Source organism: Agrobacterium tumefaciens (assembly GCF_031801495.1).
GTDB lineage: Bacteria > Pseudomonadota > Alphaproteobacteria > Rhizobiales > Rhizobiaceae > Agrobacterium > Agrobacterium tumefaciens_K.
In genome coordinates this window covers 478,922-493,835 of record NZ_JAOEGC010000002.1, presented here as the reverse complement: position 1 = coordinate 493,835, position 14,914 = coordinate 478,922, and the positions used below count along the sequence as shown (strand labels likewise).

Genomic DNA, 14,914 nt, shown 5'->3' with positions numbered 1-14,914 from the left:
CCCTCCCGATCAGAAACCGATGAAAACCGGCCCAAAGCCATCCACGAACTGTCGGATGAGGGCTGCGACGGAAAGATACAGCATGAACAGCCCGCCTGCGAGAACGAAGGGGGTGGAAATGAAGTAAACCGGAATTTGCGGCGCCAGCTTGTTGATGAGGCCGACCGCGACGTTGAACATCAGACCGTAGATGATGAAGGGGCTGGCCAGACGCAGCATGATGGTTGTTGAAGCGCGCAGCGTATCCGTCAGGGTAATCAGCATCTTCTGGGTACTGACAAGCGCGCCGACCGGCGTCGCGGTATAGGAATCCACCAGCGCTTTCAAAACGACATGGTGAAAATCCAGCATGAAGAGAACCAGAAGACCACCAAAGGTAATGAAGTTCGCTATCTGGTTCTCCTGAACGTCTTCAATGACGTCAGCACCGCCCGGCGCACTGAAGCCAATCGATGCACCAATGAGCGCACCCGTAAACTGAAGACCGAGCGTGTAAAAACGCGCGATCAGCCCGTACATCGCGCCAATCAGGATTTCGGAGAGAATGAGCCCGACGATCGTGCCCTGGCTTGCGCCGGAAACATTCGGATAGATCGAATTCCACAAGACCGGCAGAAGCGCCATCGACACGGCCACGCAGAGCAGCATGCGGATCTGCCCTGGAATGCGTGCGCTGGAAAAGCCCGGCATGGTCATGAAACAGCCGCCAATTCGGCAAATCGCAAGGAACAACGCAATGATGGTCCCTTGCGGGTCGGTTATCATGAAATGGCGCCCAGAATCTTGATCTCCAGCCCCTTTGCCAGCTCGACATGCGAAAGAACAGGAAGGGTCGCGAAGAGTCGCTCGATAATCATACGCACATAGGACCGTGTTTCAGGCGACGTGACAAGGACAAAGGGCAGGCCGCGGTCCATGAATTCACGGATAACTTTGGACGCCTGCTCGGAGAACTCCTCCAGATGACGCGGATCGATATCGAATTCGACGATTTCACCCTTGGCATCGCGCTTGAGCGCCTGATGGAAAACCATGTCCCATTTGTTGCCGAGACGGAGCACGCGCAGCACACCGTTGTCCGCAAGGTCGCCGCAAAGCTGCTGCGACATGCGCACGCGGACATGCTCGACGATCTGCTCAGTCTTGCGAACATGCGGTGCGAGTTCAGCGACAGCTTCCAGGATGAGATGGAGATTGCGGATCGAAACACGCTCCGCCAGCAGAAGCTTGAGAACAGCCTGTAGACCGGAGTAGGACATGTGCGAGGAGCAGATCTCGTCGGCCAGCTTCTTGTATTCCGGATCCAGCCTGTCGATGAGGATCTTCACGTCCTTGTAGGAGAGAAGCTGCGGCAGGTTGTTGCGGATGACTTCGCTGAGGTGCGTGAGAACGACGGAGACGTTGTCGATCGGGTGGAAGCCCTCGCGTTTCAGATCTTCGGTAAAGGTTTCGAGAATCGACACGGCAGGCATACCGAACGCCGGTTCGCGGATTTCGTCGCCCGGAATGCTTGGCTTGCGCCCTGCCCCGGTCACCACCAGAACATCTCCGACACGAAGGTTGCTCGATGCGATCGTCGTGCCATGGACACGGATCTGGTAGGCCTTTTCCGGGATCATGATGTCATCGGAAACCTTGATCTCCGGCACGACGAAACCGTATTGCGTCGCAAATTTCTTGCGCATCTTGCCAACCCGGAAGGCCAGTTCCTGATGGGCACCGAGCAAGCGTGTCGAGACCTGCTTGCCAAGCGCCAGCTCGATTTCCGAGGTTTTGAGGACCTGCTTGACGGAATCCTTTTCGGCTTCCGTGTTCTGCATGACCTTCTTTTCTTCTTCCTCACGGCGCAGGGCGTTTTCTGCCTCCGTCTGGCGGGGGATGTACCAGCTACCGAAGGCCATGATGCCGCCAAGTACGATGAACGGCAGAAAAGGCAGGCCGGGAATGACGGCCAGAAGGCCCATCAGCATGGCGGAAACCATCAGCGCACGCGGATAACCGCTGAGCTGATTGATAACGGCCTGATCGGTTGATCCGGCGGTTCCACCACGCGAGACGAGAAGGCCAGCGGCCAGAGAAACGATCAGGGCCGGGATCTGCGATACGATACCGTCACCGACGGAGAGCTTGACGAAGACGTCAGCGGCTTCGCCGATCGGCATGCCATGGCGGAAATAACCGATGATGATGCCGCCGAAGACGTTAATCGCCGTGATGATGAGGCCGGCAACCGCGTCGCCGCGTACGAATTTCGACGCACCGTCCATCGAACCGAAGAAGGAGCTTTCTTGTTCCAGTTCCCGACGGCGGTGCTGGGCTTCCTTTTCATCAATGATGCCAGCGGAAAGGTCGGCGTCGATCGACATCTGCTTGCCGGGGATGGCATCGAGGGTGAAGCGGGCGCCGACTTCCGCGATACGGGTGGCACCCTTGGTAATAACGATGAAGTTGACGGTGATCAGGATCAGAAAGACGATCAGACCGATCACGAAATCGCCGGACATGACGAGGCTTGAGAAACCGGCAATGACACCGCCGGCGGCGTCATGACCTTCATGCCCATGAGAAAGAATGACACGTGTCGTCGCGATGTTCAGCGAGAGGCGGATCATCGTTGCGATCAGCAGAACTGTCGGGAAGGACGAGAAATCCAGCGGCCTCTGAATCCACAGCGCCACCATCAGGATAAGAACGGAAAAGGCGATGGAGAACGCCAGCCCGATATCCACCATGATCACCGGAATAGGCAGGAACAGCACGCACAGGATGGTGATGATACCCAGTGCGAAGCCGACATCCCGGGTACTCGGGCTTACCTTCGGCAATGATATGACTGGTGGTTGCGCCATAAATCTCGTCCTGTCTCTTCATGAGAAGGGCGACGGAACAGCCGTCGCACGTTTCCGGAGCATAGAATCCGCAAGCGCGTTCGCGCTCTTCGGGCCCATGCTTCAGAGCATCACTAGCGGCTGAAGCTTGCGCGAAAATGGCACAGGCAAATCGCCCGATCTAGAAACCGGACTGGATGCGCGAAAAGACAAGATTGGAAAAAAGCGAAATCTGCGCGCCGATAAACGGGGCAGCTACACCGAGCACCACCATGATGGTGACGATTTTCGGCACAAATGTCAGCGTCATTTCCTGAATCTGCGTCAGGGCCTGGATAAAGGCGATGATGACACCGACGAGCATCGCCGCCAGAACGGCGGGACCGGCTGCGACGAGAACCGTCCAGACTGCCGCCTGCATGATATCAAGCGCATCTGCTTCGTTCATCGTCGCATCCTTTATTTCGGAAAGGCGGCGTCATACCGCCCTTTCATCTCAGGAATCGGTGGAAGTGTCCGATTCGGTCGCTGTATCTGTACTCTTGATAGGACCGTTGGAGAAGGTGACGCCAGCCTGGATCAGGACTTTATCACCGGCTTCGGTGATAGCGACAACGCCGTCCGAATAGACCTCAACCTCTTTGACAACGCCCGTCACCGTGTCGTCGGCGCTCTTGATCGTCTTGCCGACGAGATCGGAGGCCTTTGTCAGTGCTTCGGCCTGGAGCATGCTCTTCAGATGGTTGTTGGTCTTGATCGTCTGCTCGACCTGCGAGAAGCTGGCGAGCTGAGACATCTGCTCACCGGCATCCATCGGAGAGGTCGGATCCTGATTTTTCATCTGAGCGATCAGAAGTTTCAGGAAGCTGTCATAGTTCAGCGACGCTGCGCTGCTGTCGGAACTGGTCGCTCCGGCATTGGCCCAGGGGTTTGACGCCGCTGCGCTGACTGCATCTACCGCCATGGTGCGATCTCCTTGCGAATCTGTTCGATCGTTGCCGGTGCCATTTCCTGATTGTTGAGGATCTTTTCCTCGATCGGGTACAGGCCACGTATCGCCTTGAGCGCTTCGAAGGCCTTGCCGGTCGCAACCAGGGCATCGATACGCTTGAGTTCCGCCAGAACTTCCTCGTGCTGGAAGCAGTTCAGAAGCATGCTCACGGACTTGCGGAACATGTTCGTCGACTGCTCACGCCCTTCCGGGTTGATGAGGATCATCTGTGCGATGAAGTACAGCTGACGCAGCGGCGTTGTCGCCTGCTCCGGCTGAAGCACATGGTTTTCAAGCAAGAACGTGACATCGTTCAGAAACTCCAGCGCTACCTTACGGTCCACACGCAAAACCGCGCCGTTGATAAAAATCTTTTCGCCCGATTTCAGCGAAATCCGAAGTGTACTTTTCATTTCAGTCCATCCCTGATGATGGTTGTCACGTCAATAATGCCCTGGAAATTTGTCGACTGACGCTTCCGGATCAGTTCGCACTCTTTCAAAATCCAGATTGCGATTGAAATCAGATTGGCGCGGAGTTCCGCAGCCAGCTGGTTGTCGGGTTGCTTGAGATCCTCGATAAAGCGGATCCAGACCCGACGGGTGTAAAAAAGTGCTTCAATCGTATGGCGCTGGGAAGATGAATCCTTTGCCTCTGCAAGAAGATCGATCGATTTGGTCAACGCCTGCCGCTCGCGATCCTTCGCGTTGGCGACACCATCCTCCATGATTTCGGCGTAGGAAAACTGGTACATTCATGTATCCTTTATCTGCCGCCACCTCTGTTCATCAGAGGTAGTTGACCAGACTCATTTGCTGCAGACGCGATGTAAGGCTGTATGCGATTTCAAGCTGCTGCTGGAGCAGATCGAGGCGGGTCTTGGCCTCGTAGGTATCGATACCCTCCATATCGGCGAGATGTGTTTCGATGATCTTCTTCTGCGCAGACAGCGCATCATTCGCCTTCGATACACGGCTTTCGGACAGACCGAGCTTGCTCTGCTGCTGATTGATACCGCTGATCGCGACGTTGATGTTCGTCACCGACTGGGTGGCGACCATCTCGCGGATTTCGCTGTCGACGTTCTCGTCGAGGAACGTCATGGTCGTGATGGCCGTCATCGCGAAGTAGCGAATTCCCTGGGAATTGCTGTTCGTCGAGGTTTCGACCACCTCATTCTGGGTGATGCGACTCGTCATGTTGACGTCGCTCGCCTGCGAACCGTAGGTCGTCCAGAAGTCATAGTTCTGGCCAGCCGTGAGATCGGTGTGCGGCGGGTTCGTTACAGTCGTGGTTCCGGCAAAGACACCTTCGATATGCGTCATGAAGGCGCTGACCTGATCCTTTGAAAGGTCAGCAATATTGCCGACCGCTGGCGTCTGGGCCGCCATGAAGGCATTCAGCTCCACATCGTAGGCGGCCTTCAGCTTGGAATCGTCAGCAAAGTAATCGTCAACCGGCTTCACGTCGGTGTTGATACCGGCGAACAGGAACTCTCCGTTTACCGCCGTGTTCGCAAAGCTGGTGAAATTATTGAAGGCATTCGAGATCGTCTGTACGACCGTGGAAAGTGTCGGCTGCTCGCTGCTGGTGTTGGGAACGAGAACCTTCTGGATTTCCTGGGCAGCCTTCGCCATGCCATCCAGAGCCAGCTGCGACGCCTGAAGGCGCTGCGTGGCAATGGAGTTGACGCTGACAATCGAGCTGATGCGGGCAACGTCGCGATTGAGATCGAGACTGCGGGCCGTGTTTGCCCCGAGCGTCACACCGAGATCGGCATGCTTGCCGGTTGTCAGTTCGGTATTGAGGTTCGTCATCTCAAGCTGAGCCTTGAGGATCGTCGTGCGCATGCTGTTCTGCATCGCCAGAGATGAAATGAAGGACGTTTTCATCTTTTACCTCACCATATCCATCAACGACTTCAGCATTTCGTCGATGGTGGTCACCAGCTTCGTGGCAGCCTTGTAGGATTGCTCGATATCCATCAGCAGCGAGAGTTCTTCATCGAGGCTGACAGCGGTGTTGTTCGAATAGGAGGAGGCCGAACGCTCATAGAGCGCACTCTTCGCCTCGGTTGCCGAGGTCGCTCCCGACCGCTCCTGTTCCAGCCATCCCATTGAATTGCTGCCGTATTTCAGGATGCTTGTATTGGTATCGATACGCGTCGACGCGTCGAAATTCATGGGCGCGTCGAATGCGGTGACATAGCTGTCGATCAGCGCCGAATAACCTGTTCCGCCAGTGGCCGGGGTATTCTTTATGTAAGCGATACCGTTAATACCACCGTCACGCAACAATTCCGGGTTGCCGCTTTGCGAAATAATTAACGCGGGGTTGACGGCAATTGTGGCGGCGAGACCGCGTGATACAACCCCGTCGGCCGGAATGGTCGTCGCCAGCGGAGAGCCGTAAGTGAACAGGCCCGGCATATCCGGCAAGCCACTCAGAGGGTCAGCAGGCTTCTCCGCGAACATGGTGATGAGGCCGCGGGCAATCTCGTCAAGCTGGCTCTGCATCGTCGTCGCGTAATCGTCGCGAAGCTGCATGAGGCCAGCCAGCGATCCAGCCGCCGTGGTGTTGCTGCCATCACCCGCCTTGATCGCGACGCCGTCCACATAGACGGCATTGCCCGTCGTGTTGGCGTCATAACCTGGCTGGCTCTTGAACGTAACCTTGCGCGGCACGACCTCGAACAGGGTCGCGCCCTGCGACGTGTAAAGGGCCACGTCATTGTTTTCGCGCGTGACGACATTGATCCCGATAATCGAGGAAATGTCCTTCAGCAGCGTCTCGCGCTGGTCGAGCGCGTCACTGGGATCGCCGCCGATCGCCGTCTGCGCCTTGACCTCGTTATTCGCTTCTTCGAATTTGGCGAGAAGGTCGTTAAGCTTCTCGACCTGAAGGGTGATTTCCTTGTCGGCGCGCAGACGGATAGCCTGCAGTTCCGAGGAAGCATTGTTCAGGGAATTGGCAACATCAACGGCCGAGCTCACCGCAGTCGCAGCCAGCGCAGCATCGCTGGGCTTGGCGGCGTAACCACTGAGACTCTCCATGAGCTCCTTCATGTATTGCGCCGGGGAGCTTTCGTAGTCATTGCCCCCGAAAATGCTCTTGATTTCCTCAAGACCGCTCAAAACCGTTGTCTGAGCGGAAGCAAGGGAAGCACTGGCAATAGTCTGCCGAAGAAGGCCTTCATTCTGGGCACGGCCATTGGTGACGATATTCGCACCATACATGGTAGTGCCGAGAATGGCGGTTCGCTTGACGTAGTTCGCATTGCCGACATTGGCAATATTCTTCGAAGTAACGTCTGTCTGCTTGCCTGTGTTATTGAAGATCGACTGCGCAGTAATCATTGCTGACGTGAGCGACATTCATTTGTCCTTTAGAAGTATTATCTCTTCAGATTGATCAGGACGTCCATCAAATCCGATCCGGTCTGGAAGACCTTCGAATTCGCGGTATAGATGCGCTGAGATTCAATCATGTCGGTGAGTTCGCTTGCGATATCGACGTTCGATCCTTCAAGCGCGCCCTTCTGGATATAACCGAAGCTGCCCGACTGCGGGAAACCGATGGTGACAACCCCGGACTCGTTGCTCGGCAGATAAACGTTGCCGTTCTGCGGGCTCAGATTGTCGACGCTCGGCACCGTGGCCAAAGCCAGCTGGTAGATGTTCGTACGACCACCATCCTGGTAAACTGCCGTGACCACACCATCCTTGCCGATTTCGACGTCCTTGATCTGGCTCGGACCGTTGCCGTTCAGGATTGCGGTACCCGGAGTGAACGCCGACGAGAACTGCGTCATGTCGGACAGATCGATATTGATCGCCTGCGCAACACCGCTGTTGTCATCGTTGATGGTAAGGGAGGTGGGCGAAGCCGGGACGGCTGGCGGTCCCGCAACAGCCTTCTGGAGCTTGTTTGTCGTGGGATCGAAGGTCAGCGTAACGGTTTCCTGCACCAGCGTATCTGGTGCCGTCGCCGTGTAGGGGAAGCCGCCGTCCGTCGCCTGATCCTGACGATAAACCGCCACTTCCCAGGTATTGTCAGCCGTCTTGGTGTAATAGAAGTCGTACAGCACCTTCGCGCCGCCGCTGTCGAACGCCGTCAACGACGTCTTTGCACCCACCGTTGCCGTTGCGACGTTGTCGCTCGGACGCGAGCCAGCTGCAACCGCAGTATCGTCACGATTGAGGTTGGCCGGGAAGCTGCCCTGCGTGGATGGCGATGCCGTCAGACCGAAGTTGTTGACGTTGATTGCCTCAAGACCGGTAAAGCCGTTGACAACAGCCGCCGGAGCATTTGCACCGTACGGATAACCCATCAGAAGGAAGCCGGCCGAGTTCTGCAGATATCCTTCAGCGTTCTTCACGAAGGAACCGGCTCTGGTGAGATAAGGCGTACCCGCCTCATCCTGAACCACGAAAAAGCCGTTACCCTGAATGGCCAGATCGGTGCTCGACGTGGTGTAGGACAGGTTGCCCTGCTCCGAGATGCTGTAACGAACGTTGGACTGCACGCCACCGGAGGCGTAGCTGCCGGATGTCGAGGGCAGAACAAGTGACGAAAAAGATGTCGACGCACGCTTGTAGCCGGTCGTGCTGGCATTGGCGATGTTGTCACCAACGGTGCCAAGCTTATTCGCCTGCGCATTCATGCCGGAGACACCGGTTCGCATAGTGCCGAAAATACTCATTCAAAAACCCTCGTGGTCGTCTTTCAGGGAGAAGGTAAAGCTTGGGGCTTGCGTGAAGCTGTCTGAAACGCCGCGTTTCAGACAGATTATGCTAATTTTCGAAAATCATTGCCAATCAATGCTGTAGCCAAGGAAACGCTTGGAATCGACAGGATCGTAACCCAGTTTCTTCCGCAGCTTCTTGCGCAGCTTGCTGATATGGCTTTCGACAACGTTCTCTTCGACGTCATCATCGAAAATGCCGTAGATGGCATTGAATATCTGTGCCTTGGAAACGCGGCGACCGCGGTTGGCAATCAAATACTCAAGAATGCGACGCTCACGACGCGGCAGCGGAAACACTTCGCCGCCCACTTCCGGATCGCGACCGTCCGAGAATACCCGGATAGGACCCGCATCGGTGAAGTTCGAGATGACCTGAAGCCGGCGACGGATCGCCGCCGCACGCGCCAGAATCTCGCGAGGATGAACCGGCTTGCGAACGACGTCATCGACACCGCTGTCGAAAAGCGCCAGAGTCGCCTCCAGAGAAGGTTGATCGCTGACCGCGATCACAGGGGCCATCGAGCGATCCCGGATCGCCTTCGGCAAACAAAAGTTGCGGTCGCCCTGACCGATCAGAAAAGCCTCGACTGCTGCGAGGTCAGTTTCTGCCGCCGTCGAAACCCATTCCCCGAACTCGACCGGATCAAATCCTGTCGAGGGAATGCCCTCGCGCCCAAATAGAGATGTATAGCCGTCCTTAACGAGCTCGCGCTCATCAACCACTACGATCATTCGTCCGCCTCCGAATCACTGTGGTGTTTTCCAATGCGGCATTGGTACGAATCGAGGGATTCAGCGACAACTGTAGGAAATCATCGGCAGAAATTAATAATTGATTAACTATTTTGTCCCGATTTGATCTATATCTAGTGGGTATTAACCAACATCGGCACAAATTTTTTGTGTAAAAAACGCAAAAATCGTTAAAATGCGACTTGCATCGCCATTTTCTTGTCTTTCTGTCGCCACAATGAGGGTTACCGCTTCGGGCTCACGAAAATACAATCAATAGTTGTCAACCGTCACAGAAATCTTTCGCATTGCGAGTCCATTTCCCGTAGCCCGTCGCCACCAGGTTGGCGATCACACGACAGACGTACTTCTTCTGAGCGGGGTCGTTGTTCGGACCAGCGTGATAGCGCGCGACTGCCATTGTCCAGGTTTCATGCCTGTTATGGAGATTACGAAGAAACATCGCCGCATATTCGACGTTGCGCCTGGGATCGAACATTTCACGCGGCGAGGTGAAATGTTCACCGTGGAAATAGTGATTGATCTGCATGCAGCCGAGATCAATCAGCTTCGCTCCTGACCGCTTTGCTGCCTCAAACGTCGTCAGCGCTTCTTCAGTGGAGGCCGCAAACACCGTTTTTCCGTCTATATTCATAGCGTTAGGATCGAGCTTTCCCTTTCGTCCCGTTTCCGTCAAGCCGACAGAATAGAGAATACCTTCCGGCACGCCATACTTATGGGCGGCGGACTGAATCTCGCGCTCGCAAGCGCCAGACGTTGCAGAAGCGTGTGCCTCGTTAGAGGTATACGCCAGTGTCACCAGCAGCACGGGAAGAACCCGCAGCGCCATCCATGCCTTCATTGCTCACCCCCGAAACGTCCCTGCCGCCCTGCTGTCCGCCACGCGCACCGGACTCGTCCCGGTTGCGACCGCTGGCGGCCTGATGGCCCTGCTGCTGTGTCTGCTGGTTTTGCTGATTGTTGGATTGTGTGCCAGTTTGGTCACTCTTGTCGGAAGAAGCGATGCTGATCGAGATGCTATCGACCGTCAGCCCCTGCGCCTTGAGGCCATCCAGAATGCTTTTGCTGTCTTCCTGGAGCTTCTTATACGCCGCCATGCTCTCAACGGTCATGTGAACGGCCAGTTCATCGCCAGCCAGACGCAACGACATCGTTACCGAACCGAGCTCGATTGGCGTCATGTGAAGCTTCAAGGTGTGGACCACCTTGCCGGTGCTGCTCTGCGCCGCAGCGTTGGAAAGAGACGATCCCGGCTGCATGGCGCTGACCCATTCCGGGTCATTGGCAATCAGGCCCGTCAATGCAGATGCATTCGTGGAAGGAGCCAGACCGATGAAACGACGTGAATCGAGCACGGCTATCGTATCGGCACCCTTGCCGACAGCACTGTCCTTAACCTCGAAATCCACCTTTCCTTCACGCTGAACCGTGCTCATATCGAGGGAGCGGCCAGCGCCGGATCGGGAGGATGCAAAGCGGAATCCGGATGCATCACCGCTGTTATCGGCTTCAGGTTGGTCCTCGTTGCTGGCTACCTTGAGCGCAGCCGATATGTCCTTGAGGGAAGGATCGATCTTTTCCTTCGCGTCCCCGACCTTCTGAGATTTAGCTGTGTCAGCCTTGCCGCCCAGCACTTGCGCAATATCGTCCAGAGCACTTCTCGCGCCGGTGGTGTCACCAGCCTGTGCAGGGAAAAGCTTCGCAACGGTCAAATTCGGGTCGATGCTGCCCGCATCGGTAGTTTCGGCCTTCTCTTCGGCCTCTTCCTTACCCTTCTTTCCCGTCTTGCCGTTTTCCTGCAACGTACGATCGGACTTTACCGGTTTGTGAAACTCCGAAGGCAAACGAGCATCCTTGCCCTCCACGGTCCGTTCGGCCGCGATGGCATCCAGAAAACTGGCCGAGCGTCTGGTCGCAGCGTTGGACTTTTCTGCGCCTTCATCCGGCTGGTCGTCGTGCTTTTGCCCAGACGCCTTGGTGTCGGTCTCCGCCTTGGAGTGCGACGCCTGCTGGTGGCGGTCATCCTTGACCGTCGACAGGGCGTCACCGAAGCTGCCGCCTCGGCCATCGTCCTTAACCGATGAATTGCCTGCACGCGGATCGGAATACGGTGCACTGACCGTCGTACTGATGCTTGCCTCGATCATGGAGCCCCCTCGCCTTTCTTCAGAAGGCTATCGATCTCATCGAGCTTGCTTCGGCCACTCGTAACGAGCTGCCGGAACTCTTCGCCCTGATCATCAGCCTTGTTTTCGTCATTACGCCATATGCTTTTCGCCGCGGCGTCTGGCGCCCCGCCTTCTTCAGCGTCCTGTGTCTTCGCCTGTTCAGGCGTTATCGTTTCTTCGGCGGACTTTGCCTGTGGCTGGCCTTCGCCCGCCGATGGCAGCCGCACGACCTGGTCGGCAATGGCCTTGGCAGCGTCCCGCAACGCCCTGTCGCGCTCCGAGAGTTCCGATTCTGGAATCTGCCCAATCGTCTCGATCGCGCTGACCACATCCGGCGTGCCGATATTCGACAGGCTTTCGTAGAGATTGGCTTGGGCTTCGGGCGACTGGGGCATCGTCGCAGACAGCGACTTGGCCTTCAGCGCGCTCATACGGGCAAGCGAATCCTTACCGCCGATCGCAGCCACGCGAGACAGGCGCAGATAGGCTTCCTTCTGCCGCTCGATGTCCATCAAGGCGAAGGTTTCCTGAATCTCAGCCTCGCTGATCGAGTCGGAGCGCTTGACCACCAACGCGACCAGCAGGTCCGCAAACTGGCTGGCATAAGGCGAATGCAGGAAGCGACGTGCATATCGTTGCGCATAGAGAAAGCCTCTGCGGGCATCTCCGTCTTCCGTCGCAATGGCCAACGAGCGGCGCAACGCCGCCTCCTCGACAATCGTGCCGGGGGCTTCCAGCCGGGCAATGTCGTAAAAGCCAAGAGCCGCGATGGGATCCCTGGGGATCGTGACGTTACCGCCAATCAGCGCCAGATAGGCCCCAAGCGTCGTACCGCGATATTCCGGGATCATCGTCGCGATGCTCTGCGCAACGAGCGTTCCCTTACCGGACAAATATTTGCGCAACACGTCAGCGACACGGCTGTCGAAATTACCGTCCACGTCGCGCGCGACAAGCAATTCGAGTGTTGCCGGGTTGCCGCCACTCATCGCATAGACCAGCGCGGCATCCACATTGCGCGGATCCTTGAATATGGCCGACGGCGCGCTCTTCAGGCGTTCATCGATCGTCTGCAGCAGAAAACGCTGCATTTCGGCAGCCGAATGGTCGCCCATGGCAACGGAATCCTGCACGAACTGCAGCGACCGCAGCATCGCATAGGGCGTCAGATTCTCCTGCGACTGGGCAAGCGCCTTTACAGGCGCACTCCCCATGCCACAGAGCGCCACGACCAGAAAAAGCCAATGTCTGGAGGATCTTGTCACACTCACCCCCGATCAGCCTCAAGCAGGATTTCGATACGCCGGTTCGCATCCGCCATGGGATCTTCCGGCACCTGCAATCTGCGATCCGCGAAGCCGGAAACCTGCTTCACGCGGTCCTCTGTCAATCCACCCCGAACCAGCATGAAATAGGCGCTGTGGGCGCGGTCCATGGACAGACGCCAGTTGTCATTGGCTTCGCTCTTGAACTGCCGTCCGTCGGTATGGCCGCGGATCACCACGCTGCCACCGCGCTCCTGCAGCAGTTTGCCGATCTTCTCCATGGCGAGGACCATCTCGCGCTTCGGTACGGCAGAGCCGACATTGAACATCGGCGTTTCCGCCTGATCGGAGATCGTCAGCAGAACCCCGCCTTCGGCAGGCGTAACCACCAGTCCCTCGGCAAGCTTGCCGGTGACGCCCGATATCTGCTTCTCGATTTCCTCGCGAAGATCTTCGGCCTCTTCCTTCTGCTCTTCGCTCGGCTGCGACTGCGCCGCCGCATCCATCTTGGAAAGCTCAGCCTGCTCGGCCTCGTCCGGCCTCTGCTGCGGCACCGCCACAGCGACTTCGACAGGCTTTTCGTTCGAGGGATTTTCCTGCTTGCCTTGCTGTGCAGCCGCAGCAGTCGAAGCCGCCGCCGCGTTCGCAGGCGCAGCGTTCGCAGATGCAGCCTCGGCGGGCTTCTCCGTGGTCGAGTTTTCGGTTTGCTCGGCCTGCTGCTGCTGTTGTTGCTGCTGATCCGCTCGGGTGATCTTCACCTGCTGCGTCCAGAAATCGGGATCGAACGGATCGCGATACGCGTCGCCACCGTTTGCGCCTGTCGCCGGACCGGAGTCTGCTGCGCCGCCCTCGCCCTTGGCGCTGACATTCGCCTGCTGCCCGACTTCCTGTGCGATCTCAGCAAGAACCGAATAGGGATTTTCGAAGAAATCCGCTTCCGAATAATTGGCCTGCTCGCCGGTCTGCGAGGTCAGATCTTCGCCCGTCGCTGCGGCCGAACCATTGGTGACCTTCTCGGCCTTGACGTCCGAGCGCTCGTTTTTCTCGATGCCCTCTTCCTTGTCGACCGGCTTCTCCAGCCCCTTCGAGGATGGCTTTTCGTCCGAAAGCTTGATCGGGTTGAAATAGCTCGCAACGGACGCCTTCGTCTCCTCATTCGCGGCATTGACCAGCCACATGACGAGAAAGAATGCCATCATCGCCGTCATGAAGTCGGCATAGGCGATCTTCCAGGCACCGCCATGCGCACCATCATGATCGCCCTTGTGGCGTTTGACTATGATGATCTCGTTCTTGCCGTGGTGGTGATTTTCGCCTTCACTCATTTCATCACCTTGCGAAGGCTGGAAGCCCAGGCCGACATACGCGTCACGAAGACGCTTTCGCCAACCTCGACAGAAAGATCGATATCTGTGTTTTCGGTAAACTTTATGCCGGCCTCGTCAAAGCCCGGTTGCGCCTTGAGGGTGTCAAAAAGGCTCTGCGGGCCTTTCACCACAAGCGTGACGCCCTCGCCATCCGGCATGGAGGCGCGCACGACATCGGCGAGTGCAGCAACCGCTTTCGTCGACAGTTCCTCTGTGAGGATGGGGGCAAGGATAGCTGCGGTCTGTTCGCTCAGGTTCGTCGCGATTGCATCGACGCCTTCGCGAAGCTGGGAAACGACGCGGGTGGCCAGTTCATCGAGATAGGTCGAACGCAGCGTCTCGAGTTCGGCGGCATGAGCGGCAACAAGCGCGTCGCGTTCAGCCTGCATCTTCTCCGTGAGCTCACTGGTAGCGTCTTCGTGACCCCTGGCATAGGCGGCCTGCTTTTCGCTTTCGATATCGACGGTTTCGACACCGCCAAAATCCGACGAGACGTCCGGAAAATCACCGAATACGTCGGCATCGTCCGACGGGCTGCCGAAAGGCAGGTTGCTCGGCTGGGCATCGCCGAAGTCTTTCAGATATCTCGATATGGAAGCGCTCATGCCCGGCCTCCGCACATCACGCCGGAGGTCGGGCATTTATCCTGTTTCTCGCGATCAAAGCCGTTCAGCGGCATCACCGTCATTCTTGCTACCTTGCCCGTCTCTTCAACGACATTTTCCGCCAGCTCACACAAAGCGGCCTATTCGACATTGCGATGACGTTAGGTGCCCAAACTTGTGCGAGGATGAA

Annotated in this window: 15 protein-coding genes; all 15 read right to left on the bottom strand. The window is 57.0% G+C overall.

The window, feature by feature from the left end:
* Window positions 1-9 precede the first annotated feature (9 nt).
* Entirely contained in the window at window positions 10-765 is a 756-nt protein-coding gene (fliR, locus tag N7578_RS11825) for a flagellar biosynthetic protein FliR (protein ID WP_311110521.1), read from the bottom strand.
* Window positions 762-2,849 (bottom strand): flagellar biosynthesis protein FlhA, encoded by a 2,088-nt coding sequence (gene flhA / locus N7578_RS11820; protein ID WP_311110520.1) that lies wholly within the window; start codon window positions 2,847-2,849, stop codon window positions 762-764. Before flhA ends, fliR begins: the two co-directional genes overlap by 4 nt.
* Before the next feature lie 160 nt (window positions 2,850-3,009).
* A complete protein-coding gene (gene fliQ / locus N7578_RS11815) occupies window positions 3,010-3,276 on the bottom strand; it encodes a flagellar biosynthesis protein FliQ (protein ID WP_311110519.1) in 267 nt (88 codons plus the stop codon).
* A 48-nt stretch (window positions 3,277-3,324) separates the two neighbouring features.
* Window positions 3,325-3,792 (bottom strand): flagellar hook assembly protein FlgD, encoded by a 468-nt coding sequence (flgD, locus tag N7578_RS11810; RefSeq protein ID WP_311110518.1) that lies wholly within the window; start codon window positions 3,790-3,792, stop codon window positions 3,325-3,327.
* A complete protein-coding gene (gene flbT / locus N7578_RS11805) occupies window positions 3,783-4,232 on the bottom strand; it encodes a flagellar biosynthesis repressor FlbT (protein ID WP_311110517.1) in 450 nt (149 codons plus the stop codon). Before flbT ends, flgD begins: the two co-directional genes overlap by 10 nt.
* Complete coding sequence (gene flaF, locus N7578_RS11800; protein ID WP_311110516.1) at window positions 4,229-4,573, bottom strand: flagellar biosynthesis regulator FlaF; 345 nt, start codon at window positions 4,571-4,573, stop codon at window positions 4,229-4,231. The genes flbT and flaF overlap by 4 nt, the downstream gene beginning before the upstream one ends.
* Window positions 4,574-4,607: 34 nt before the next feature.
* On the bottom strand, window positions 4,608-5,711 hold the full coding sequence (locus N7578_RS11795) for a flagellar hook-associated family protein (RefSeq protein WP_311110515.1): 1,104 nt from the start codon (window positions 5,709-5,711) through the stop codon (window positions 4,608-4,610).
* Between the two features lie 3 nt (window positions 5,712-5,714).
* Entirely contained in the window at window positions 5,715-7,193 is a 1,479-nt protein-coding gene (gene flgK / locus N7578_RS11790; protein ID WP_311110514.1) for a flagellar hook-associated protein FlgK, read from the bottom strand.
* Between the two features lie 20 nt (window positions 7,194-7,213).
* Entirely contained in the window at window positions 7,214-8,521 is a 1,308-nt protein-coding gene (locus tag N7578_RS11785) for a flagellar hook protein FlgE (protein ID WP_311110513.1), read from the bottom strand.
* 105 nt (window positions 8,522-8,626) lie between these two features.
* Window positions 8,627-9,298, bottom strand: coding sequence for a response regulator transcription factor (locus tag N7578_RS11780; protein WP_311110512.1), 672 nt, complete (start codon window positions 9,296-9,298; stop codon window positions 8,627-8,629).
* Between the two features lie 283 nt (window positions 9,299-9,581).
* Window positions 9,582-10,148 carry a lytic transglycosylase domain-containing protein gene (locus N7578_RS11775; RefSeq protein WP_311112482.1) on the bottom strand — a complete coding sequence of 189 codons (567 nt, stop codon included), beginning with the start codon at window positions 10,146-10,148 and terminating at the stop codon, window positions 9,582-9,584.
* Window positions 10,096-11,466, bottom strand: coding sequence for a flagellar hook-length control protein FliK (locus tag N7578_RS11770; RefSeq protein ID WP_311110511.1), 1,371 nt, complete (start codon window positions 11,464-11,466; stop codon window positions 10,096-10,098). Before N7578_RS11770 ends, N7578_RS11775 begins: the two co-directional genes overlap by 53 nt.
* Complete coding sequence (motC, locus tag N7578_RS11765) at window positions 11,463-12,758, bottom strand: chemotaxis protein MotC (protein WP_311110510.1); 1,296 nt, start codon at window positions 12,756-12,758, stop codon at window positions 11,463-11,465. Before motC ends, N7578_RS11770 begins: the two co-directional genes overlap by 4 nt.
* Window positions 12,755-14,077, bottom strand: a complete 1,323-nt coding sequence (locus N7578_RS11760) for a MotB family protein (protein ID WP_311110509.1) — start codon at window positions 14,075-14,077, stop codon at window positions 12,755-12,757. Before N7578_RS11760 ends, motC begins: the two co-directional genes overlap by 4 nt.
* Complete coding sequence (locus tag N7578_RS11755) at window positions 14,074-14,724, bottom strand: hypothetical protein (protein WP_311110508.1); 651 nt, start codon at window positions 14,722-14,724, stop codon at window positions 14,074-14,076. The genes N7578_RS11760 and N7578_RS11755 overlap by 4 nt, the downstream gene beginning before the upstream one ends.
* Window positions 14,725-14,914: the final 190 nt, after the last annotated feature.

Bases quoted from the DNA above. Each gene is read 5' to 3' on its own strand.
- fliR (WP_311110521.1), bottom strand. From the start codon at position 765: ATGATAACCGACCCGCAAGGGACCATCATTGCGTTGTTCCTTGCGATT.
- flhA (WP_311110520.1), bottom strand. From the start codon at position 2,849: ATGGCGCAACCACCAGTCATATCATTGCCGAAGGTAAGCCCGAGTACC.
- fliQ (WP_311110519.1), bottom strand. From the start codon at position 3,276: ATGAACGAAGCAGATGCGCTTGATATCATGCAGGCGGCAGTCTGGACG.
- flgD (WP_311110518.1), bottom strand. From the start codon at position 3,792: ATGGCGGTAGATGCAGTCAGCGCAGCGGCGTCAAACCCCTGGGCCAAT.
- flbT (WP_311110517.1), bottom strand. From the start codon at position 4,232: ATGAAAAGTACACTTCGGATTTCGCTGAAATCGGGCGAAAAGATTTTT.
- flaF (WP_311110516.1), bottom strand. From the start codon at position 4,573: ATGTACCAGTTTTCCTACGCCGAAATCATGGAGGATGGTGTCGCCAAC.
- N7578_RS11795 (WP_311110515.1), bottom strand. From the start codon at position 5,711: ATGAAAACGTCCTTCATTTCATCTCTGGCGATGCAGAACAGCATGCGC.
- flgK (WP_311110514.1), bottom strand. From the start codon at position 7,193: ATGTCGCTCACGTCAGCAATGATTACTGCGCAGTCGATCTTCAATAAC.
- N7578_RS11785 (WP_311110513.1), bottom strand. From the start codon at position 8,521: ATGAGTATTTTCGGCACTATGCGAACCGGTGTCTCCGGCATGAATGCG.
- N7578_RS11780 (WP_311110512.1), bottom strand. From the start codon at position 9,298: ATGATCGTAGTGGTTGATGAGCGCGAGCTCGTTAAGGACGGCTATACA.
- N7578_RS11775 (WP_311112482.1), bottom strand. From the start codon at position 10,148: ATGGCGCTGCGGGTTCTTCCCGTGCTGCTGGTGACACTGGCGTATACC.
- N7578_RS11770 (WP_311110511.1), bottom strand. From the start codon at position 11,466: ATGATCGAGGCAAGCATCAGTACGACGGTCAGTGCACCGTATTCCGAT.
- N7578_RS11760 (WP_311110509.1), bottom strand. From the start codon at position 14,077: ATGAGTGAAGGCGAAAATCACCACCACGGCAAGAACGAGATCATCATA.
- N7578_RS11755 (WP_311110508.1), bottom strand. From the start codon at position 14,724: ATGAGCGCTTCCATATCGAGATATCTGAAAGACTTCGGCGATGCCCAG.